This window comes from Actinomadura napierensis (assembly GCF_039529375.1).
GTDB lineage: Bacteria > Actinomycetota > Actinomycetes > Streptosporangiales > Streptosporangiaceae > Spirillospora > Spirillospora napierensis.
In genome coordinates this window covers 28,660-49,759 of record NZ_BAAAMR010000076.1, presented here as the reverse complement: position 1 = coordinate 49,759, position 21,100 = coordinate 28,660, and the positions used below count along the sequence as shown (strand labels likewise).

Below are 21,100 nucleotides of genomic sequence, written 5' to 3'. Positions count from 1 at the left end.
GGAACGCGTCGAGTTCCGCGTCGTTCCCGCGCGCCGACGCCCCGCGCGGGACCCGCCGCCCCGCGCCGTGGCACGCGCTGGCCAGGGTGCGCGGGTCGCCGTGGCCGCGCAGGACGAAACTCGCCGCGCCCATCGAACCGGGCACGATCACCGGCTCGCCCCACATCGCGTACGGGCCGCCCGCCATCGCCTCGTGCCCGCCCGCCGGCGTGGCGCCCTTGCGGTGCACCACCCGGTCGCCGTCCTGCCAGAACAGGTTGTGCGGCGCGTCGTACAGCAGCCGCGCATCCGCATCGCCGCACTCCGCCGCCAGCCCGGCCCGCATGGTCAGCGACAGGAAGAACCGGTTTCCGGCCGCGAAGTTGGCGGCGTTGCCGAACGCGTCCAGGTAACGGCGCCGCGCCGGCGCGGATCGCTCGTCCAGCAGGAACGGCAGGATCCCGTTGCCTGGACGGGGGAGTCCGGCGGGCCAGCCGGCGCGCAGGGCGTCCAGCGCGGTGGTGTTCGCCTGGTGGCCGAGCGACAGCGACCCGCTGTGCACCATCGTCACGACCGTGCCGGGCGCCAGCCCCCACGCGTGCGCCGCCGCCGCGTCGTGCACCTGCGCCACGTACTGCAGTTCGGCGAAGTGGTTGCCGCCGCCGATCCCGCCGATGACGCTGTCGTGGCTTGCGCCGCCCGCGCTGCCGACCCAGTCGGCGAACGCGTCGGCCGTCTCGACCGGGAACCCGGGTGCGTGCATGCGGTCGAGCGCGTCGTCGGCGTCCTCGTCCCGGACCCCCTGCCACGGCGTGCCGCCGGCCAGCAGCAGGCCGGGCAGCCCGTCGCGCAGCAGCGCCTCCCGCTGGACGGGCGTCAGCGCGATCCGCCGCCCGCCCTCGAAGAACAGATGCCGCAGCCGCCGCTCCAGCGCGTCCAGCCTCGGCCGGACCCGGTCGGCCCGCAGGGACGTCACCTCCAGCCGCATCCCGCAGTTGACGTCGTTGCCGACCGCCTGCGGCAGCAGTGCGTGCTCGGCCTCCAGAACCGTTCCGATCGGGATCCCGGCGCCCTTGTGGAAATCGGGGGTGAGCGCGACGCGGGTGACGCGCGGCTCCGGGCCGTCGTAGCCGGGCGTGGCCTCGGCGAGCCGCTGGAGCGTCCGGGCGGTCTCCAGGAGTGTGAGCACCTCCTCGACCGCCGCATGCTCGAGCGGGACGTCGCCACCCGCGCAGATCTCCACGGGGACGCCGTGCGGGTTGGGAAGGTGAAGCCAGTGGTCGTCGGTGCGGACGAGCCGCCGGTCCTGACGTGCGGACATGAGGGGATCCTTCGGGCTGCCGGAAAGCGCGGAGAACGCGCACGAGAACGAGAGCCGTTCACGCGAACGCGCGACGGCGGGGGAGCGGGGCGGAAAGGCCCGCTCGTTCCTCGGGTTCAGCAGCCGCGAGGCGGTTACGACCGTACCGCGCGGTCCCCGGCGGGGCCACCGGATTTCCCGTAGGCCCCGATATAGCTCGTCACCATCCGGGCGACGAAGTGCGCGACCTGCTCCGGCGGGCCTGACGGCAGCATGATGTGGCTCATCGTCAGCCGGACCGCCGCGTCCGCGATCTCCACGAGCGCGTCGCGGCCCACGTCCGGCCACTGGCGCAGCGCGTGCTCGGCGAGCCGCGCGCTGGCGGTGAACAGCACCGGCTCGGCCCGCGTCGTCAGCAGCGGCAGCAGGTCGTCGCCGTCGGCGCCGGTCAGCACCGCCTTCTTCAACTGGTCGTCGGCGGACATCTCCAGCGTGAACAGCACCGCCGCGACCACCGCCGAGTACAGGTCCCCGTGCTCGGACAGGACCTGGTCGATCCCGTCGAGGTAGCGCTCGTTGTCGCGGACCACCACCGCCTGCGCCAGGCCCCACTTGTCGCCGAACTCGTTGTAGACGGTCTGCCGGCTCACCCCGGCCGCGGCGGCGACATCCTGCATGCGCACCGCCCGGTAGCCGCGCTCGACCAGGAGCGCGGCGGCGGCGTCCAGCAGGCACTCGCGCACCGGACGTTCCGCACTGCTCATGAGTCGTCCTTCCGGCCGGTGGTCACCCCGTCATTATCCTTGTCCGGTGACGGAAATGGACTACCGGGCGCTCAACCGGGCTCTGTGGGATGAACGGGTCGCCATCCACGTCGCCAGCGACTTCTACGACGTCGCAGGCTTCCGCGCCGGCGGGACGGCGCTGCGCGACTTCGAGATCGCCGAGGTCGGCGACGTGGCGGGACGCCGGCTGGTACATCTGCAGTGCCACTTCGGCCTGGACACGCTGTCGTGGGCGCGGCTCGGCGCGCGGGTCGCCGGCCTCGACTTCTCCGGGCCCGCCGTGCAGGCCGCGCGGGAGATCGCGGCCGGGTGCGGTCTCGACGCCCGGTTCGTCCAGGCCGACGTGTACGACGCGGCCGCCGCGCTGGGGGAGACCTACGAGATCGTCTACACCGGCATCGGGGCGCTGGTGTGGCTGCCGGACATGGACCGCTGGGCGCGGACCGTCGCCGACCTGCTGGAGCCCGGCGGGTTCCTGTACCTGAGCGAGTTCCACCCGTTCGCCGACGTCCTGGACGACGCGGACGGCTCCACCGTCACCTACGACTACTTCGACTCCTCGCCGCAGGTATGGGACGAGCCCGGCACCTACACCGACGGCGACCAGGACACCCGCAACACCCGGTCCGTGGTGTTCCAGCACGGAATCGGGGAGGTCGTCAGCGCCCTCGCCGCCGTCGGGCTGCGCATCGACTTCCTGCACGAGCACGACCACACCTACTTCCGGCGCCACGCGTCGCTGGAACGGGACGGGAGGGTCTACCGGCTGCCGGAGGGGCGCCCGCGCGTGCCGTTGATGTACTCGCTGCGCGCGACCCGGCCCGCCAACGGCTGAGCCGGCGGCGCGGCCGGAGCGGGGGCCGGTGCGGTGGCGGGCTCGCCGCCGCTGTCCAGCAGGTGCGCGAGCGGGAGCGTCGCCGCGCCCACCGCGACGGCCTCCGGGCCGAGGTGGCACAGCTCGATCGAGGTCTGCGCGAACGGCTGCCGCAGCGCGTACCGGGCGGTCGCGGCCACGATGTCGCCGAGCATCCGGCCGCCCACCAGCAGCCCCGCCCACCCGCCGATGATGATCTTCTCGGGGCTGAACAGGTTGACCAGGTCCGCGACGCCCGCGCCGAGGTGCTCGGCGACGTCGGCGCGCAGGTCCGCCGCGGCCGGCGACGGGTCGTCCAGCAGCCCGGCGAGCCCGGCCTCCTCGTCGGCGCCGGCCGGGCCGCCCGCCGCCCGGTAGCGCTCCAGCAGCGCCGCCGCGCCCACGTACGCCTCCAGGCAGCCGCGCGAACCGCACCGGCAGGGGACGCCGCCGACCTGCGACGTCGTGTGCCCCCACTCGCCGGCGCTGCCCGCCGCGCCCCGGTAGGGCGAGCCGTCGATCATCACCGCGGAGCCGACGCCCGAGCCGATCAGCGCGACGACCGCGTTGCGGTGCCCGCGCCCGGCGCCGAACCACATCTCCGCCTGGCCGAGCGCCGTGGCGCCGTTGTCGACGAACAGCGGCAGGCCGGTGCCCGCCCGCAGCATCCGCTCCAGCGGCACCCCGTCCCAGCCGATCGTCTGGCAGTGCACGACCGCCTCGGTCCCGCCGCCGGTGACGCGGTGCTCGATGACGCCCGGGACGCCGACCCCGACGCCGATGATCGTGGCCGGGTCGACCGACGCGCCGTCGATCACGGCGGGCAGGCCGTCCAGGATGTGCCGGACCACGGCGCGCTCGTCGTGGCCGCCGTCGCCGAGCGGGAGGTCGGCCTTGGCCAGCTGGGTGAGCTCCAGGTCGAACAGCTCGACCATCACCCGCGTCTCGCCGACGTCCACGCCGATCAGGTGGCCGAAACCGGCCGCCGTCTTCAGCAGCACCCGCGGCCGGCCGCCGTCGGACTCCACGCTGCCCGCCTCCACGACGAGCCCCGCCTCGATCAGCTCGCCGACGACGTTGCTGACCGACGCGGGGCTGAGCCCGGTCTCGCGGGCCAGGTCCTGGCGGCTCAGCGGGCCGTCGAAGTAGAGCCGGCGCAGCAGCACCGAGCGGTTCGCACGGCGCAGATCGCGCACGGTCCTGCGGCGCCGGTCCGGCATCGGGCCCCCTTTCGGCGCGGCCGGTCGGCCGCGTCCCCGAAGGTTCTCAGGTCTTGACCCGGTCATTATGTCACTGCTTAGATCACGGCCTGAAATAAGGTGTGATGTAACTCGCCCGAGTGACGCACCTCACTGCTACGCGGAAGGCCGAGCCGATGCGCCACCCCACCTCACCGGCGTCCGGACACAGCGCGACATCCTCCGGCGAACCGCTCGCCGCCGCACGGTCCCGCCGTCCGGGGCGCCCGGTACGGCTGCGCGCCGGGCGCACCGCCACGGGGCTCACCGCCGGACTGACCGCCGGGCTGCTGCTGGCCGCCGCGGCGGCCTGCGGCGGCGGCACGACCTCGGGCGGCGGGAACGGGTCGCCGAAGACGCTGACCTACTGGGCCAGCAACCAGGGCGCCGACATCGCCGCCGACCAGCGGGTGCTCAAGCCCGAACTGGCCAAGTTCGAGAAGCAGACCGGCATCAAGGTCCAGCTGGAGGTCGTCCCCTGGACCGACCTGCTCAACCGGATCCTCGCCGCCACCACCTCCGGGCAGGGCCCGGACGTCCTGAACATCGGCAACACCTGGTCGGCGTCCCTGCAGGCGACCGGCGGGCTGCTGCCGTTCGACGCCAAGACGATGGCCGAGGTCGGCGGCGCCCAGCGGTTCGTGCCCGCCGCGCTCGCCAGCGCCGGCGCCAAGGGCAAGGACCCCGCGGCCGTTCCGCTGTACTCCACCGCCTACGGGCTCTACTACAACAAGAAGATGTTCGCCGACGCCAAGCTCGACCCGCCGAAGACCTGGCAGGAGATGGTCGACGACGGCCGCAAGCTCACCAGGGGCGGCGTCCACGGCATCGCGATCGAGGGCGCCAGCATCCCCGAGAACGTGCACGCCGCGTTCAACATCGGCCAGATGTACGGGGCCGACTTCTTCACCCCGGACGGCAAGCCGCAGTTCGCCACCCCCCAGGCCGTCGCCGCGATCAAGTCCTACGTCGGCCTGCTCGGCACCGACAAGGTCGCCGCGTCCGGCAACGCCGAGTACTCGGCCAACCAGTCCATCAACGACTTCGCCACGCACAAGGCCGCGATGCTCATGTGGCAGACGACCACCAGCGGCTTCACCAACCTCGGGATGAAGGCCGGCGAATGGGGCGTGGTGCCGATCCCGGCGCCGTCCCCGGCCCCGCCCGGCGGGCGGCCGGTCACCTCGATGGTCGGCGGCATCAACCTCGCGGTCTTCAAGAACACCGACAACCACGACGGCGCGCTGAAGTTCGTCGAGTTCATGACCGGCGACGACGAGCAGAAGATCCTCAACAAGGCGTACGGGTCGCTGCCGCCGGTCACCGCCGCGCAGGGCGACCCGGCCTTCGACACCCCCGACACCCGGGTGTTCAAGGACATCCTCGCCTCGCACGCCGCGCCGCTGCCGCAGGTCCCGGCCGAGAGCCAGTTCGAGACCGCCGTCGGGACCGCGATGAAGGAGCTGTTCGCCGACGCGGCGGCGGGCCGCCCGGTCACCGACGAGAAGATCAAGGCCAAGCTCGAGGCGGCCCAGCAGCAGATGGCCAAGTGACCGGCGCATGACCTCCGCCAACGTCTCGTCCGGCACGGCCCGCGAGGGCCGTGCCGTGGGGGGCCGGCACGGGCGCCCCGGCGGCCCGGGCGGGGAGCGGCCGGCGGGCCGCCCCCGCCGGCCGCGCGGCCGGTTCCGGCTCCCGCCCCGCCTGCTGCCCTACCTGCTGCTCGCCCCCGCCGCGGTCGCCGAGCTGATCGTGCACGTCGTGCCGATCGCGGTCGGCGTCTGGATGAGCTTCCGCGAGCTCACGCTCTTCTACATCCGCGACTGGGCGAAGGCGCCCGGCAAGGGCCTCGGCAACTACCGGGTCGCCGTCGACTTCGACGCCGCCATCGGAAAGGACCTGCTGACCTCGTTCCTGGTCACGGTCGGCGTCACGGTGCTGGCCGTCGGGCTGTCGTGGCTGCTCGGGACGGCCGCCGCGATCCTCATGCAGGAGCGGTTCCGCGGACGCGGGCTGCTGCGCGCCGCCTTCCTCGTCCCGTACGCGCTGCCGGTCTACGCGGCCGTGATGACGTGGGGATTCCTGTTCCAGCGCGACACCGGCATGGTGAACCACGTGCTGGCCGACCAGCTGCACCTCACCGGCGGCGACCGCCCGTTCTGGCTGATCGGTGACAACAGCTTCTGGGCGCTGGTCACCGTCATCGTGTGGCGGTCGTGGCCGTTCGCGTTCCTGGTGCTGATGGCCGGGCTGCAGAACGTCCCGCGCGACCTGTACGAGGCGTCCGCGCTGGACGGCGCGGGGATCTGGCGGCAGATCCGGCACATCACGCTGCCCGCGCTGCGCCCCATCAACCAGGTGCTCGTCCTCGTGCTGTTCCTGTGGACGTTCAACGACTTCAACACGCCGTTCGTGCTGTTCGGGAAGGCGCCGTCCGCCGGCGGCGACCTGATCTCGCTGCACATCTACCGGGCGTCGTTCCTCACCTGGAACTTCGGCACCGGATCGGCGATGTCGGTCCTGCTCCTGCTGTTCCTGCTGGTGGTCACGGCGGTGTACCTGATCGCCACGTCGCGACGGAGGTCCGCCCGTGCATGACACCGCGACCACCGCCCCTGCGAAGAGGCACGCCAAGAGGCGCCGTGCGCCGACCGACCCGCCGGCCTCGTTCCGCTGGACGCGCCGGATCGTGCTGACGCTGCTGGCGGTGTTCACGCTCGTCCCGGTCTACGCGATGATCAGCTCGTCGCTGAAGCCGCTGAAGGACGTGCGGGGCGCCTTCCACTGGATCCCCACCGAGCCGACCTTCCGTCCCTATGTCGACATGTGGTCGACGGTGCCGCTGGCCCGCTACTTCACCAACAGCCTCATCGTCGCCGGCGGCGCCACCGCGGCCTCGGTCGTCATCGCGATCGGCGCCGCGTACGCGGTGAGCCGGTACCGGTTCGCCGGCCGCCGGGTGTTCACCGTGACGGTGCTGTCCACGCAGATGTTCCCGGGGATCCTGTTCCTGCTCCCGCTGTTCCTGATCTTCGTCAACGTCGGGAACGCCACCGGGCTCGCGCTGTACGGCAGCCGGGGCGCGCTGATCCTCACCTACCTGACGTTCTCGCTGCCGTTCTCGATCTGGATGCTGGTCGGCTACTTCGAGTCGATCCCGCGCGAGCTGGACGAGGCGGCGCGGGTGGACGGCTGCGGCCCGGTCGGCGCGCTGCTGCGCGTGATCGTCCCGGCGTCGCTGCCCGGCATCGTCGCGGTCACCGTCTACGCGTTCATGACCGCGTGGGGCGAGGTGCTGTTCGCCTCGGTGATGACCAACGACCAGACCCGGACGCTGTCGATCGGCCTGCAGGGCTACTCGACGCAGCACGAGGTCTACTGGAACCAGGTGATGGCCGCCTCCCTCGTGGTGAGCATTCCGGTCGTCGCCGGGTTCCTGCTGCTGCAGCGCTTCCTGGTGACCGGCCTGACCGCCGGCGCCGTCAAGTGACCGTCCCGCCCGCCACGCCCCGCCTCACCACCGCGCCCCGCCTCACCACGGCGCCACGTTTCACCACCGCGCTTCACTTCACCATCGAGGGAGACCTGTGCCCATCGACGACCTGACCGCGTTCGGCCCCGACTTCGCGTGGGGCGCGGCGACCTCCGCCTACCAGGTCGAGGGCGCCGCCCGCGAGGACGGCCGCGCGCCGTCCATCTGGGACGAGTTCTGCCGCGTCCCGGGCGCGGTCGCCGCCGGCGACACCGGCGACGTCGCCTGCGACCACTACCACCGCTGGCGCGAGGACGTCGCGCTGATGTCGGCGCTCGGGCTCGGCGCCTACCGGTTCTCGATCGCCTGGCCGCGCGTCCTGCCGGACGGGGACGGCACGGTTAACCCGGCCGGCCTCGCCTTCTACGACCGGCTCGTGGACGGCCTGCTGGAGGCCGGGATCGACCCGCATCCGACGCTGTACCACTGGGACCTCCCGCAGGCGCTGCAGGACCGCGGCGGCTGGCCGTCCCGCGACACCGCCGAGCGGTTCGCCGAGTACGCCTCGGTGGTCGCCGGTGCGCTCGGCGACCGGGTGACGTCGTGGGCGACGCTGAACGAGCCGGTCTGCGCAGCGTGGCTCGGGCACCTGCGGGGCGTGATGGCCCCCGGGGTCGCCGACGTCCGGCAGGCCGTGCCCGCCTCCTACCACCTGATGCTCGCGCACGGCCTCGGCGTCCAGGCGATCCGCGCCGCGGCGCCCGGCGCGCGCGTCGGCGTCGTCAACCTGCTCACCGACTGCGAACCCGGCAGCGACCGGGACGAGGACGTGGCGGCGGCGCGCCGCGAGGACGGCCACCACAACCGCTGGTGGCTCGACCCGATCCACGGGCGCGGCCTGCCCGCCGACATGATCGAGGTGTACGGGGTCGAGCCGCCGGTGCGGCCCGGCGACCTGGAGACGATCGCGGCGCCGCTGGACTGGCTCGGCGTGAACTACTACCGCCGCTCGGTCAACGTCGCCGACCCCGGCGGCCCCCCGCCGCACGCGCGGCAGATCACCCCGGCCGGGACGCCGCGCACCGGGATGGACTGGGAGATCCACCCGGACCGGCTGGAGGAGATCCTCGTCCGGGTCACCGAGGAGTACGCGCCGCGCAGCGTGATGGTCACCGAGAACGGCTCGGCGTACACCGACACCGTGACCGACGAGGGCGCTGTCCACGACCCCGAGCGCGCCGCGTACCTGGAGGGGCACCTGGCGGCGTGCGCGGCGGCGATCCGGCGGGGCGTCCCGCTGGAGGGCTACTTCGCCTGGTCGCTGCTGGACAACTTCGAATGGGCGTACGGGTACGCGCAGCGCTTCGGGCTCGTCCACGTCGACTTCGGAACCCAGAAGCGGACCGTCAAGGACAGCGGGCACCGCTACGCCGAGATCATCCGCGCGCACCGCGGGCTGTCCGCCGGGGCGGTCGCGAGCGGCCGCTGACCGTCCGGGCCGGGGTCCTTCGCCGCATGGGGGCCCCGGCCCGGGCCGCCCGTCCCGCCCGCCTACAGTGAGGCTCCACCGGGCCCGCGACGGGCGGGCGCGAGGGTGAGGAGGAGCCGGGTGGGCGGGATCCTTGTGGCCAACCGTGGTGAGATCGCGCTGCGGATCGTCCGGGCGGCGGCGGAGCTGGGACTGCGGACGGCCGCCGTGCACACCCGCGACGACGCCGGCTCCCCGCACACCCGCCGCGCCGACGACGTCCGGGCACTGCCCGGCGAGGGCGTCGCCGGCTACCTCGACGCGGACGCGCTGATCGCCGCCGCCAAGGACGCGGGCGCCACCGCCGTGCACCCCGGCTACGGCTTCCTGAGCGAGAACGCCGCGTTCGCCGCGCGGTGCGCCGCCGCCGGGCTGACGTTCGTCGGCCCGCGCCCGGAACTGCTGGAACTGTTCGGCGACAAGACCCGCTCCCGCGCCCTGGCCCGCGAGGCCGGCGTCCCGGTGACGCCCGGCACGCCCGGGCCGGTGACGCTCGCCGAGGCGGAGGCGTTCGCGCGCGAGCACGGCCCGGTGATGCTGAAGGCGCTCGCGGGCGGCGGCGGACGCGGCATGCGCGTCGTCGGCGACCCCGGCGAGATGGCGGAGGCGTACGAGCGGTGCCGCTCCGAGGCGCTCGCCTCGTTCGGCAACGGCGACCTCTATGCCGAGAAGCACGTGCCGCGCGCCCGCCACATCGAGGTGCAGATCGCCGGCGACGGTTCCGGCGCCGTCACCCACCTGTGGGAACGCGACTGCAGCGTGCAGCGGCGGCACCAGAAGCTCATCGAGATCGCCCCGGCGCCGGCGCTGCCGCAGGGCGTGCGGGACGCGCTGCTGGACGCGGCGGTCCGCATGGCCGCGCGGGTCCGCTACGCGAGCCTCGGCACGTTCGAGTTCCTCGTCTCCGGTGACGAGTTCTGGTTCCTGGAGGCCAACCCGCGCCTCCAGGTCGAGCACACCGTCACCGAGGAGATCACCGGCGTCGACCTGGTGAAGGCCCAGATCCGCCTCGCGCTTGGGGAGGACCTGGCGGGCGTCGGGCTTTCCGGGCCGCCGCCCGCGTCCGGCTGCGCCGTCCAGGTCCGCGTCAACACCGAGACGATCGGCGCGGACGGCTCCCCGCATCCGCACGCCGGGACGCTCACCGCGTTCGCGCCGCCCACCGGGCCCGGCGTCCGCGTCGACACCTACGGGCAAATGGGCTATCGCACCAGCCCCCGCTACGACCCGCTGCTGGCGAAGGTCATCGCCCGCGCCGAGGACCTCGCGTCGGCCGCCGCCCGCGCGCACGGCGCGCTCGGCGAGTTCGAGATCGCGGGCGTCGCGACGAGCATCCCGCTGCTGCAAAGCATCCTGCGGCACCCCGACTTCACCGCCGGCGGCGTCCCGACCTCCTTCGTCGCCGACCACCTGCCCGAACTGCTGCGCGGCGAGCACCACCGCTTCTACACGCCGTCGACCGACGAGACGGCCGCGCCCGAGCAGGCCGTGCCCGACGCGCCGCCCGGCACGGTCGCCGTGGCAGCGCCCATGCAGGGGACGGTGGTGAGCGTCGAGGCCGCCGAAGGTGACCTCGTCCGCGCGGGGGCGCCGGTGCTGATCCTCGAGGCGATGAAGATGGAGCACGTCGTGCGGGCGGGGGAGGCGGGCGTCGTCCGCGCGGTCGCCGCCGCGCCCGGCGACACCGTGACCGAGGGCGCGCCGCTGCTCTTCCTCGAACCCGCCGAGGTGGACGGCGACCACGCCGACGACGAGGCCGAGGCCGACCTGGACGAGATCCGCGCCGACCTCGCCGAGACCGTCCGGCGCCACGAGATCGGGCTGGACGCGGCCCGTCCCGAGGCGGTCGCCAAGCGGCACGCGCGCGGCCATCGCACCGCCCGCGAGAACATCGAGGACCTCTGTGACCCCGGCACGTTCGTGGAGTACGGCGCGCTCGCCATCGCCGCGCAGCGGCAGCGCCGCTCCCTGGACGACCTGATCGAGCGCACGCCCGCCGACGGCATGGTCTGCGGCCTCGGCGACGTCAACGGCGGCCAGGCCGTCGTGATGTCCTACGACTACATGGTGCTGGCCGGGACGCAGGGCCACCAGAACCACCGCAAGACCGACCGGATGCTCGACATCGCGCACCGCCGCCGCCTGCCGGTCGTCCTGTTCGCCGAAGGCGGCGGCGGACGGCCCGGCGACACCGACACCTCGATGGTGTCCGGCCTCGACGTCACCACCTTCCACGCCATGGGCCGGCTGAGCGGCGCCGTCCCGTCCGTCGGGATTGCGTCCGGGCGCTGCTTCGCGGGGAACGCGGCCCTGCTCGGCTGCTGCGACGTCATCATCGCGACCCGGGACGCCAACATCGGGATGGGCGGCCCGGCGATGATCGAGGGCGGCGGGCTCGGCGTGTTCGCCCCCGAGGAGATCGGCCCCATCGCCGACCAGGAGCCGAACGGCGTCGTCGACATCGCGGTCGAGGACGAGGCGGAGGCCGTCGACGCCGCGCGCCGCTACCTGTCCTACTTCCAGGGCCCGGCGGACGACTGGTCCTGCGACGACCAGCGGATCCTGCGGCACGTGATCCCGGAGAACCGGCTGCGCGCCTACGACGTCCGCCGGGTCATCGGGCACCTGGTCGACACCGGATCGGTGCTGGAGCTGCGCCGCGCCTTCGGTGTCGGGGTCATCACCGCGCTGGTGCGGATCGAGGGTCGCCCGATGGGCCTGATCGCCAACAACCCGGCGCACCTCGGCGGCGCCATCGACCGCGACGCCGCCGACAAGGCCGCCCGTTTCCTGCAGCTGTGCGACGCGCACGGCCTGCCCGTCGTGTCGCTGTGCGACACCCCCGGGTTCATGGTCGGCCCGGATGCCGAGCGGACCGCGACCGTCCGGCACTTCAGCAGGCTGTTCGTCATCGGCGCGAACCTGCGCGTCCCGCTCGTCACCGTGGTGCTCCGCAAGGGCTACGGGCTCGGCGCGCAGGCGATGGCGGGCGGCGGGTTCAAGGCGCCGCTCGCGACCGTCGCGTGGCCGACCGGCGAGATCGGCGGCATGGGCCTGGAGGGCGCCGTCCGGCTCGGCTTCCGCAAGGAGCTGGCCGCGGCCGAGGACCCGAAGGCGCTGTTCGAGACGATGGTCGCCGCCGCCTATGAGCACGGCAAGGCGCTCAACGCCGCCACCGTCTTCGAGCTGGACGACGTCATCGACCCGGCCGGCACCCGCCGCCTCGTCACGACGGCGTTCGCGTCCGCACCGCCCGTCGGGGACCGGCCGCGGCGCTGGGTCGACACGTGGTGACCGGGCCCGGCTCGCCGAGGTAGGCGGCCCGGACGCGCGGGTCGGCGCGGACCTCGGCGGGCGGGCCGGCAGCGATCACCCGTCCGCCGTGCAGCACGTGCAGGACGTCGCACACCCCGAGCACCGGCTCCAGATCGTGCCCGGCGACGAGGACCGCGACGCCCTCGGCGGCGAGGTCGCGCAGCAGCACCTCCAGCGCCCGCGCCCTGCGGTCCGGCAGGCCCGCCCACGGCTCGTCCAGCAGCAGGACGGCGGGCTCGGCGGCCAGCGCCCTCGCCAGGCCCGCCAGCCGCGCGACGCCGGGCGGCACCTCCCGCGCCGGACGGTCGGCGAACTCGGCGATGCCGTCCCGGGCCAGCAGCTCGCCGACGCGGGCGCCCGCGTCCCGTTGGGCCTCCCGGCGCCGCGTCCACCGGTCCCGCACCGTGCGCCCGCCGTGGTCGCGCTCGGCCGCGTGCCTGCGCGCCGCGTCCCGGACGCTCTCGCCGACCGTCCGCGACCGGCAGCGCTCCGGCTCCTGGAACGTGCGGGCGATGCCCCGCCGGGCCCGTTCCCGCGCGGCGCTGCCGGTCAGGTCGGCGTCGTCCAGATGGACGGTGCCCGCCGCGGGCCGGCGCAGTCCGGTGATCACGTCGCACAGCGTCGTCTTGCCCGCGCCGTCCGGTCCGATCAGCCCGGTGACCGTGCCGGGCGGCACCGTCAGCGCGGCGCCGCGGACGGCGGTCACGCCGCGGATCCGCACCGTGACGTCCGCGACCCGCAGTCCCTGAGCGGTCGACATCGGCGCCTCCCGGCCGGTCCGGAGCCCGGCGGCCCGCACCGGCGGCCCTCGTGTGATGTGGATCACTAGTGGATCATCACCCTACTGAGCCGTGCGCGCGGAAGGCAACGGGCGGAGTGGAGGACGCGGAGGGGTGACGCCCGTCAGGAGGTCCCGGTGTCGACGGCCCGGAGCCGGTCGCGCGTCCACTCCTTGACGCCCGCGATGAACCCCTCGACGTCGGCGGCCTTGCCGGACGCCATCTCGGCGAACCAGTCCGGCACGTACCGCTCGAACCGCCCGTTCCCGATGAGCTCCAGCACCGCCGCCGCGACCTCCTGCGGCGGAAGCGCGTCGGACAGGTCGCTGAGCGGGGGCTCGTTGCCCGGCAGGGAGAACAGGTCCGTGTCGACCAGCGCCGGCTGGACGATGTGCGCCCGCACGCCCGTCCCGTCCAGATCGACGGCCATGCTCTCCCAGAACGCGGTCAGCGCCGCCTTGGACGCGCCGTACGCGGCCTCGTGCGGCGGGCCGAGCCGCGCCGCCACCGAGCCGACCGCGACCACGTGCCCGTGCCCGCGCGCGATCATCCCGGGCAGCAGCGCGAGCGTCAGCCGCACCGGCGACAGGTAGTTCAGCCGCATCACGTCGTCGTTCTCATTGGGCGGCATGTCCTGGACGCGGCGCCGCTTCGGCATCGCCGCGTTGTTGACCAGGACGTCCACGCCGCCGAACTCCGCCTCCACGGCCGCCGCGAGGCTGGCGATCCCGTCCAGGTCCGCCAGGTCGGCGACCCACATCGCCGAATTGGGGGAGTGCTCGCGGCACCGCGCGAGCGTCTTCTCCAGAAGCTCCTCGCGCCGCGCCACCAGCCCGACCCGCGCGCCCGCGGCGGCGAGCGCCTCCGCGACGACCGCGCCGATGCCGGACGACGCGCCCGTGACCAACGCCGACTTTCCCGTCAGACTCACCATGCCGCCAACGTCACACACGCCCGCGCCGCGCGGCAAGGCGCACCGCCGCCACGGCGGCGATGGGGGCGCGGCGCGGGCGCGTGTTCGGTCGGCGGCGCCTTAGATCCAGCCCTCCAGCGATGCCATGAAGCCGTCGAGGTCGTCGCGGTGCACGCAGTGCCCGGTGCCCTCGACCTGGGCCACCGTGAAGCCCTTGGCGCGCAGGTCGGCGGCGAGGTCGTCCGGCACCAGCCGCCGGTCGCCGGCGCCCTGCACCAGCGACGGCACCACCGGACGCTCCGGGATCATGTCGACGGCCTCGCCCAGCCACCCGGCCGCCCGGACGTCCCATCGCGCGTAGCCGTCGAGTTCGGCGGCGATGTCCTCGTCCGCCCATTTGGGGGCCATCTTCCGCACCTGTTCCGCCGTCGCCACCTTGGTGAACGCCGCGAACTCCGCCAGCTGCGCCGGGCGCGCGTCACCGCCGATCCTCCAGGCCGGGTCGCTGTAGACGGCCCGGCCAGGGCGAAGCTCCGCCGCGACGAGGGAGAGCGACAGCGCGCCGAGGGAGTGGCCGATGGCGACGTCCGCGCCGGCGGGCAGCGAGTCCACCAGGTCGGCGGCGAACAGTTCGGGGGTGTACTCCGCGGTGTGCGGGCTCTCGCCGTGGCCGCGCAGGTCCGGCATGAGGACCCGGTAGCCGCGCGCGGCGAGCAGCGGCGCGACCCGGCACCAGGTGCCGGCCGAGGCCATGATGCCGTGGATCAGCACGGCCGTCCTGTCGCCGCCGCCGGTCTCGTGGACCTTCAGTTTCACGGGGGGTCTCCTCCCAGGTGGGGTTCAGCGGACGCTCTTGACCGGCAGGACCGAGAGCGCCGCCGCGACGGCGAGCACTGCCGCGACGATGTAGAGGGCGGGGTAACCGCCGGGCGTACTGATGATCGCGGACGCGACGAACGGCGCGATGATCTGGGGTCCGGCGTTGGCGATGTTGAGCACGCCCATGTCGCGGGCGGCGTCCTCGCCGCGCGGCAGCACGAGCGTGACCATCGCGGTGTCGACGGCCATGTACACGCCGAAGAACAGGCCGTCGACCGCCATGAAGACGACCATGGTCGTCCAGTGCGGGGAGAGCAGGGGCATCAGCAGCGCCGCCGCCATCCCGGCGCTGGCGACGAAGACGAACGCCTTGCGCCGGTCCAGCCGGTCCGACAGCGGCCCGCCGACGACCGTGGTCACCACCGAGGTCACCGCGCCGATGAGGGTCAGCAGGGCGACGCCGTCCGCGCCCTTCATCCCGTGCGGCAGCCCGATGTGGTCCTCGAGCATGTACAGCAGGTAACCGGTGACGCAGAAGTAGGACAGGATCATCAGCGCGCGCCCGGCGAACACCCACATGAAGTCGCGCACGCGCAGCGCGGACAGGAACGAGGCGAGGTCCTGCCGCAGCGAGGAGGCCCGCCGCGCGGCGCGCGCGGGCAGTTCGTCCGGGCGGGGGTCGTGGGTCAGCGTCACCAGCAGGACCGCCGCCGCGACCAGCAGGAGGCCCAGCGTCGTGTACCCCCACGCGATCGCGTGCGTGAACCGCCCGGCCACGACGATGCCGACGAGCAGGCCGAGGGTGGTGCCCGCGCCCGCCATCGCCGACGCGGTGCCGCGCCGCTCGGCCGGCACGCGGTCGGGGACGATCGCGGTGAGTGCCGCCTGGTAGACGTTGCCCATCCCCTGGAGCAGGCACCAGCCGACCACCAGCAGCGCGATCGTGGTCATGTTCCCGAGCACGACCGCGAACACCAGCGCGAGCAGCGCGCCGCCGAGCAGGAACGGGTTCCGGCGGCCGAAGCGGGAGCGGCTGCGGTCCGACAGGGCGCCGCCGATCGGGTTGAGCAGCGTCGCGAACGCCGCCCCGACGCCGGTGACGAGGCCGAGGAGCGCGACCTTGTGCGCCTTGTCGATGTGCTCGACCTGGGTCGGCAGCAGGATGCTCGCCACGCCGCCGTAGAGGGAGAACAGCACGAGGTTGCCGGTCAGCAGCAGCGGCATCAGCCCCCGCCGGGCCTGCGCGGTGCCGGCCCGCGCGCCGGCCGGCGGCGCGGGGGCCGCGCCGGTCCCGGCGCTCACCGGATGGTCCCGTTCACTGCCGCTGCGCGGCGGTCGGTGGGGCTCATGGGGGGCTCCTCGGGGATCGGTGACGCGAGTCACTTATACGTATAAATTCTGTATAGCACTCCTCTCCGGGCGACGGTCAAGTGCGGGATGCGCGAGACTGCGGGCATGGCGACCGACACCGGCGACCCGGCCCCCTCGGGACGCCCGGCCACCAGCGTGGACGTCGCCCGCCTGGCCGGGGTCTCGCAGGCGACGGTGTCGTACGTGCTGAACGACGCCCCGGGCGTCACGATCAGCGAGGCGACCCGGGCGCGGGTACGCGCCGCCGCCGAGGAGCTCGGGTACGCGCCGGACGCCTCGGCGCGCACGCTGCGCACCGGCCGCAGCGACATCGTGCTGATGCCGCTGCCCGCCACCCCGATGGGCGCGCTGGTCCTGAGCCTGCTGAATGAGCTCGTCGAGCGGCTGCGCGAGCACCGGCTCACGCTCGCCCTCTACGGGGACGCGCGGTCGCGCGGCGTCGCCGCCGCCCGCGACTGGATGCGCTGGCGGCCGGCCGCCGTGCTGGTGGAGACCGACCGGCTCACCGCCGCGTCCGTGCGCCGGCTGCACGACGGCGGATGCGCCACGGTCATCGGGTTCGGCCCGGCGCCCTCACCCCTCGTCCCGACCATGGTCATCGACGATGGCGCCATCGGCGCGTGCGCCGCCGGCCACCTGCTCGGCCGGGGCCGCCGGGATCTCGCGGCGATCGTGCCCGCCGAACCGGGGCTGGACGCCTACGGCGCGCGCCGCCTCGCGGGCGTGACGGCGGCGGCGGAACGGGCGGGCGCGGTCGCACGGCGCGTGGACCTGCCCTTCGACGAGGACGCCGCCGCCTGGCTCGCCGCGGACTGGGCGACCGGAACCGGACGCCCGGACGGCGTCTTCGCCTACAACGACGAGTACGCGATGCTGCTGGTGCGCGCCCTGCAGGACGCCGGTCTCGACGTGCCCCGCGACGTCGCGGTCGTCGGCGCCGACGACCTGCCGCTCGGCCGGTTCCTGCGGCCCCGGCTCAGTACCGTCCGGGTCGCGGGCGACGTCACGGCCGCGGGCCTCGCCGGGCGGCTGGCCCGCATGGTGGCCGAGCGGGACCGCGACCCCGCCGTCACCGTCTCGCTCACCCGCGTCGAAATGGTGCCGCGCGAGTCGTCCTGAGGCCGGTAAGGTGGTGGGTTTCGCCGCCCCGCATCCACCACCTCACCGCAGGAGGTCCGCAGGCATGCCCGCCGAGCCGTCGACCCTCGCCGCCGAGCGCGCCCACCTGGCCGAGTCCCGCGCCGCGCTGCGCCGGATGCGCGAGCACGCGGAATCGCTGTCCGCGGACGTCGCGGCGGACTGGGTGTCCAAGCAGTTCCTGGAGTCGCTGCTCGACCAGCGGGTCGCCGCGCTCGCCGACCACCCCGGCACCCCGCTGTTCTTCGGGCGGATGGACCGCGACGGCGAGGGCGGCCCCGACCTGCCCGCCGTCATGTACGTGGGGCGGCGGCACGTCCACGACGGCGACGAGGGCCGTCCGCTGGTACTGGACTGGCGCGCCCCGGTGTCGCGGGCGTTCTACCAGGCGGGCCCGGCCGACCCGATGGGCTGGCGGCTGCGGCGCCGCTTCGGCTTCCAGGGCGGCGAGCTGACCGCCTTCGAAGACGAGCCGCTGGACGCCGGCGCGGAGCTCGGCCCGTCCCGCATCCTGACCGAGGAGATCGAGCGGCCCCGCACCGGCCCGATGCGCGACATCGTCGCCACCATCCAGCCGGACCAGGACGTGATCGTCCGCGCCGACCTGCCGCGCACCGTCTGCGTGCAGGGCGCCCCCGGCACCGGGAAGACCGCGGTCGGCCTGCACCGCGCCGCCTACCTGCTGTTCACCCACCGCGAGCGGCTCTCGCGGTCGGGCGTGCTGATCGTCGGGCCTAACCGCGCGTTCCTCGCCTACATCTCGGCGGTGCTGCCCGCGCTCGGCGAGGTGCGCGTCGAGCAGGCCACCATCGACGACCTGCTCGGCGAGCCGCTGGGGGAGGAGCCGGCGGCGGTGTCGGCCGCCAAGGGCGAGGCGCGGATGGCGGACGTGCTGCGCAGGGCGCTGTGGCTGCACGTCAGCAAGCCGGAGGAGGGCCTCGTGGTCACGCGCGGCGTCGCCCGGTACCGGCTCGCCGACTACGAGGTGCGGGAGATCGCCGCCGCGCTGCGCGGCACCACCCGCTACGGCAGCGGCCGCGCCGCGTTCGCGCAGCGGCTCGCCCACCAGATCCTCGTCCGGATGGAGCAGCGCGGCGAGGCCCCCGACGACCGCGTCCAGGACCAGGTGGCGCGCAGCAAGCCGGTCAAGCAGCTGCTCGACCGAGTCTGGCCGAAGGTCACGCCTGAACAGGTCCTCTACCGTCTGCTGGCGGACGCCGAATTCCTGCGCGCCGCCGCCAAGGGCGTCCTCGACGAGGACGAGCAGGCCGCGCTGCTGTGGGCCAAGCCCGCCCGCTCGCACCGCTCGGTGAAGTGGACCGCCGCCGACCGCGCGCTGCTGGACGAGCTGAACGACCTCATGGAGCGCACCGCCTCGCTCGGCCACCTGGTCGTGGACGAGGCGCAGGACCTGTCCGCGATGCAGCTGCGCGCGCTCGGCCGCCGCTGCGGGACGGGCTCGGCGACGGTCCTCGGCGACCTCGCCCAGGGCACGACGGCCTGGTCAGCGCGTTCCTGGAAGGAGGTCCTGACCCATCTCGGGCAGGACGGGGAGGTCACCGAGCTGACCCTCGGCTTCCGCGTCCCCGGGACCGTGCTCGACTACGCCGCCCGGCTCCTGCCGCACGTCGCGCCGGAACTGGAGAGGCCGCGATCGCTGCGGGCCGGCGCCGGCGCGCTGGACGTGCGGCGCGTGGCCGACGTCGTGGCGGCGGCGGTCGAGGCCGCGCGCGACGCGCTCGCCCGGCCCGGCTCGGTCGGTCTGATCGTGCCGGACGCGCAGGCCGCCGCGCACGCCGCGGCGCTGGACGGGGCGGGGCTCGACGCCGCGCTGCTCGGCCCGGAGTCCGACGGCACCGCGCGGCTGCTGGTCATCCCGGCGACGCTGGCGAAGGGACTGGAGTACGACCACGTGATCGTGGCCGAGCCCGCCGCGATCGCCGCCGCGGAGGCGCGCGGCCTGGCCCGGCTGTACGTGGTGCTGACCCGCGCGGTGACCTCACTGACCGTCCTGCACCGCGACGACCTGCCCGCCGAGCTGGCGTCCTGACCGACCCTGATCTTCTGCAGGAGGCCCGTATGTTCACCGAGACCGTCGACCTGCCCGCCGCCCCGCCGTTCGACCTGGGCGCCGCGCTGCGCTTCATGGGCGTATTCGGGCCGACCGCCGGTGAGCAGTCGGTCGACGGCGGGACGCTGACCAAGGCGCTACGTGCGGCCGGCCGCACGGTCGCCGCGCGGGTCGTCCAGGCGGGGGACGGTGTGCGCGCGACCCTCCACGCCGCCGAGCCGCTCACCGAGGACGTCGTCCGCGCCGCCGCCGACCGGATCTCCTTCCACCTCAGCCTGGACGACGACCTCACCGGCTTCTACGCCATCGGGCGGAAGGATCCCGGCTTCGCGCCCGTCCTCGAGCGCCTGCACGGCTACCACCAGGTGAAGTTCCCCACGCCGCTGGAGAACCTCGTGTGGGCGATCCTGTCGCAGCGCGCGCCCAGGGCCGTCGCGGCGCACGGCAAGCACGCGCTAAGGGACGAATTCGGCGACGGCATCACCGTGGACGGCGCCGAGTACGCGGCGTTCCCCGACATCGAGCAGCTCGCCACCCTGCCCGAGGGGCGGATCGCCGAGCTGGTCGGCAACCAGCGCAAGGGCCGCTACCTGCACGGCGCCCTGCACGCCTGGCTTGAGACGGACGAGGACTTCCTGCGCACCGGCCCGTTCGGCGAGGTGAAGGACTTCCTGCTGTCCCTGCCCGGGGTGGGCCCGTGGTCGGCGAACTTCATCCTCATCCGCGGCCTCGGCCGGATGGACGAGATGCCGCTGGAGAAGGAGCTGCGGGCCGCCGCGTCCCGTGCCTACGGAAGGCCGCTGACCGACGCGCAATTGGAGCGGATCGCCGACGGCTACGGCCCGTGGCAGGGCTACTGGGCGCACTACCTGCGCGCCGCCGCCTGATCCGCCGTGCCGCCCTGCGGCCGTAGGCCGTCGAAGGCGATCCTCAGGACGTCGTCGCTGCCGCCGGCCCGTCCGGCGGCGTAGGAGATCCCGGCCAGCAGCGCGGTGACCTCGGACGGGCCGATGTCGGCGCGGACGGCCCCGGCCCGCTGCGCGCGCTCCAGCAGGGTGCCGATCGCGGCCTTCACGTCCGGTCCCGTGCGCCCGGTGGCCTCGCGGGCGTCGACGCCCGCCTCGGCCAGCGCGTCGGTGACGGCCTGCTTCGTCGCCGCCTGCGCGACCACGCGGGCGAAGAAGCCGAAGAACGCCTCGCCGGGGTCGGCGGCCGACGCCAGGTCCCGGGCCTGCGCGGCCAGCCGCTCCAGCAGCGCGACGAGCACCGCCTCCAGCAGCGACTCCTTGGTGGGGAAGTGCCGGAAGACCGTGCCGATCCCGACACCGGCGCGGCGCGCGACCTCCTCGGTGGAGGCGGAGGTGCCCTGCGCGGCGAACACGTCCTCGGCCGCGGCCAGGACCTTCGCGCGGTTGCGCAGGGCGTCGGCGCGCAGCGGCTTCCCGGACGAGGTCGTCGTCATCGCGGCCTCCCGTTGACAAGTGGAGTGCAGACTCCATATTTTCGGATGCGGAGCGGAAACTCCGATTGTACGGGAGAG

At 74.2% G+C, this 21,100-nt stretch carries 17 protein-coding genes; 9 read left to right on the top strand and 8 right to left on the bottom strand.

The window, feature by feature from the left end; all coding sequences use genetic code 11:
• A partial coding sequence (locus ABD296_RS33805; RefSeq protein ID WP_344276734.1) for an RtcB family protein occupies positions 1–1,300 on the bottom strand: 1,300 nt, incomplete at its 3' end.
• Positions 1,301–1,434: 134 nt separating this feature from the next.
• Complete coding sequence (locus tag ABD296_RS33800; protein WP_344276731.1) at positions 1,435–2,043, bottom strand: TetR family transcriptional regulator; 609 nt, start codon at positions 2,041–2,043, stop codon at positions 1,435–1,437.
• A gap of 55 nt (positions 2,044–2,098) precedes the next feature.
• Here ABD296_RS33800 and ABD296_RS33795 point away from each other — a divergent pair, with 55 nt between their 5' ends.
• A complete protein-coding gene (locus ABD296_RS33795) occupies positions 2,099–2,899 on the top strand; it encodes a class I SAM-dependent methyltransferase (RefSeq protein WP_344276746.1) in 801 nt (266 codons plus the stop codon).
• On the opposite strand, the gene ABD296_RS33790 is transcribed toward ABD296_RS33795, so the two are convergent.
• The gene (locus ABD296_RS33790; protein WP_344276728.1) at positions 2,824–4,137 is read right to left on the bottom strand and encodes an ROK family transcriptional regulator; all 1,314 of its coding nucleotides are present in this window, start codon (positions 4,135–4,137) and stop codon (positions 2,824–2,826) included. The two genes, ABD296_RS33795 and ABD296_RS33790, sit on opposite strands and share 76 nt — an antisense overlap.
• A gap of 119 nt (positions 4,138–4,256) precedes the next feature.
• On the opposite strand from ABD296_RS33790, the gene ABD296_RS33785 reads away from it, so the two are divergent.
• The 5 genes from ABD296_RS33785 (at position 4,257) to ABD296_RS33765 (ending at position 12,449) form a co-directional block, all read left to right on the top strand.
• Entirely contained in the window at positions 4,257–5,708 is a 1,452-nt protein-coding gene (locus ABD296_RS33785; RefSeq protein ID WP_344276725.1) for an ABC transporter substrate-binding protein, read from the top strand.
• 7 nt (positions 5,709–5,715) lie between these two features.
• Entirely contained in the window at positions 5,716–6,753 is a 1,038-nt protein-coding gene (locus ABD296_RS33780) for a carbohydrate ABC transporter permease (RefSeq protein ID WP_344276722.1), read from the top strand.
• Positions 6,746–7,645, top strand: coding sequence for a carbohydrate ABC transporter permease (locus tag ABD296_RS33775; protein ID WP_344276720.1), 900 nt, complete (start codon positions 6,746–6,748; stop codon positions 7,643–7,645). Before ABD296_RS33780 ends, ABD296_RS33775 begins: the two co-directional genes overlap by 8 nt.
• Before the next feature lie 97 nt (positions 7,646–7,742).
• On the top strand, positions 7,743–9,116 hold the full coding sequence (locus tag ABD296_RS33770) for a GH1 family beta-glucosidase (RefSeq protein ID WP_344276717.1): 1,374 nt from the start codon (positions 7,743–7,745) through the stop codon (positions 9,114–9,116).
• Between the two features lie 120 nt (positions 9,117–9,236).
• Positions 9,237–12,449 (top strand): acetyl-CoA carboxylase family protein, encoded by a 3,213-nt coding sequence (locus tag ABD296_RS33765; protein ID WP_344276714.1) that lies wholly within the window; start codon positions 9,237–9,239, stop codon positions 12,447–12,449.
• Here ABD296_RS33765 and ABD296_RS33760 read toward each other — a convergent pair.
• From ABD296_RS33760 to ABD296_RS33745, 4 genes are all read right to left on the bottom strand, one after another.
• Positions 12,382–13,230, bottom strand: coding sequence for an ABC transporter ATP-binding protein (locus tag ABD296_RS33760; RefSeq protein WP_344276711.1), 849 nt, complete (start codon positions 13,228–13,230; stop codon positions 12,382–12,384). The genes ABD296_RS33765 and ABD296_RS33760 overlap by 68 nt on opposite strands.
• A gap of 143 nt (positions 13,231–13,373) precedes the next feature.
• A complete protein-coding gene (locus tag ABD296_RS33755) occupies positions 13,374–14,183 on the bottom strand; it encodes an SDR family NAD(P)-dependent oxidoreductase (protein WP_344276708.1) in 810 nt (269 codons plus the stop codon).
• Between the two features lie 99 nt (positions 14,184–14,282).
• The gene (locus ABD296_RS33750) at positions 14,283–14,978 is read right to left on the bottom strand and encodes an alpha/beta fold hydrolase (RefSeq protein WP_344276705.1); all 696 of its coding nucleotides are present in this window, start codon (positions 14,976–14,978) and stop codon (positions 14,283–14,285) included.
• Between the two features lie 24 nt (positions 14,979–15,002).
• Positions 15,003–16,283, bottom strand: coding sequence for an MFS transporter (locus tag ABD296_RS33745; RefSeq protein ID WP_344276702.1), 1,281 nt, complete (start codon positions 16,281–16,283; stop codon positions 15,003–15,005).
• Between the two features lie 153 nt (positions 16,284–16,436).
• Between ABD296_RS33745 and ABD296_RS33740 the strand changes: the two genes are divergently transcribed.
• From ABD296_RS33740 to ABD296_RS33730, 3 genes are all read left to right on the top strand, one after another.
• Positions 16,437–17,471: a LacI family DNA-binding transcriptional regulator gene (locus ABD296_RS33740; protein ID WP_344276699.1), complete on the top strand. Its 1,035-nt coding sequence runs from the start codon at positions 16,437–16,439 to the stop codon at positions 17,469–17,471.
• A gap of 64 nt (positions 17,472–17,535) precedes the next feature.
• Positions 17,536–19,539 (top strand): HelD family protein, encoded by a 2,004-nt coding sequence (locus ABD296_RS33735; protein ID WP_344276696.1) that lies wholly within the window; start codon positions 17,536–17,538, stop codon positions 19,537–19,539.
• Positions 19,540–19,568: 29 nt separating this feature from the next.
• Complete coding sequence (locus ABD296_RS33730) at positions 19,569–20,447, top strand: DNA-3-methyladenine glycosylase family protein (RefSeq protein WP_344276693.1); 879 nt, start codon at positions 19,569–19,571, stop codon at positions 20,445–20,447.
• Here ABD296_RS33730 and ABD296_RS33725 read toward each other — a convergent pair.
• Positions 20,426–21,022, bottom strand: a complete 597-nt coding sequence (locus ABD296_RS33725; protein ID WP_344276690.1) for a TetR/AcrR family transcriptional regulator — start codon at positions 21,020–21,022, stop codon at positions 20,426–20,428. The genes ABD296_RS33730 and ABD296_RS33725 overlap by 22 nt on opposite strands.
• Positions 21,023–21,100: the final 78 nt, after the last annotated feature.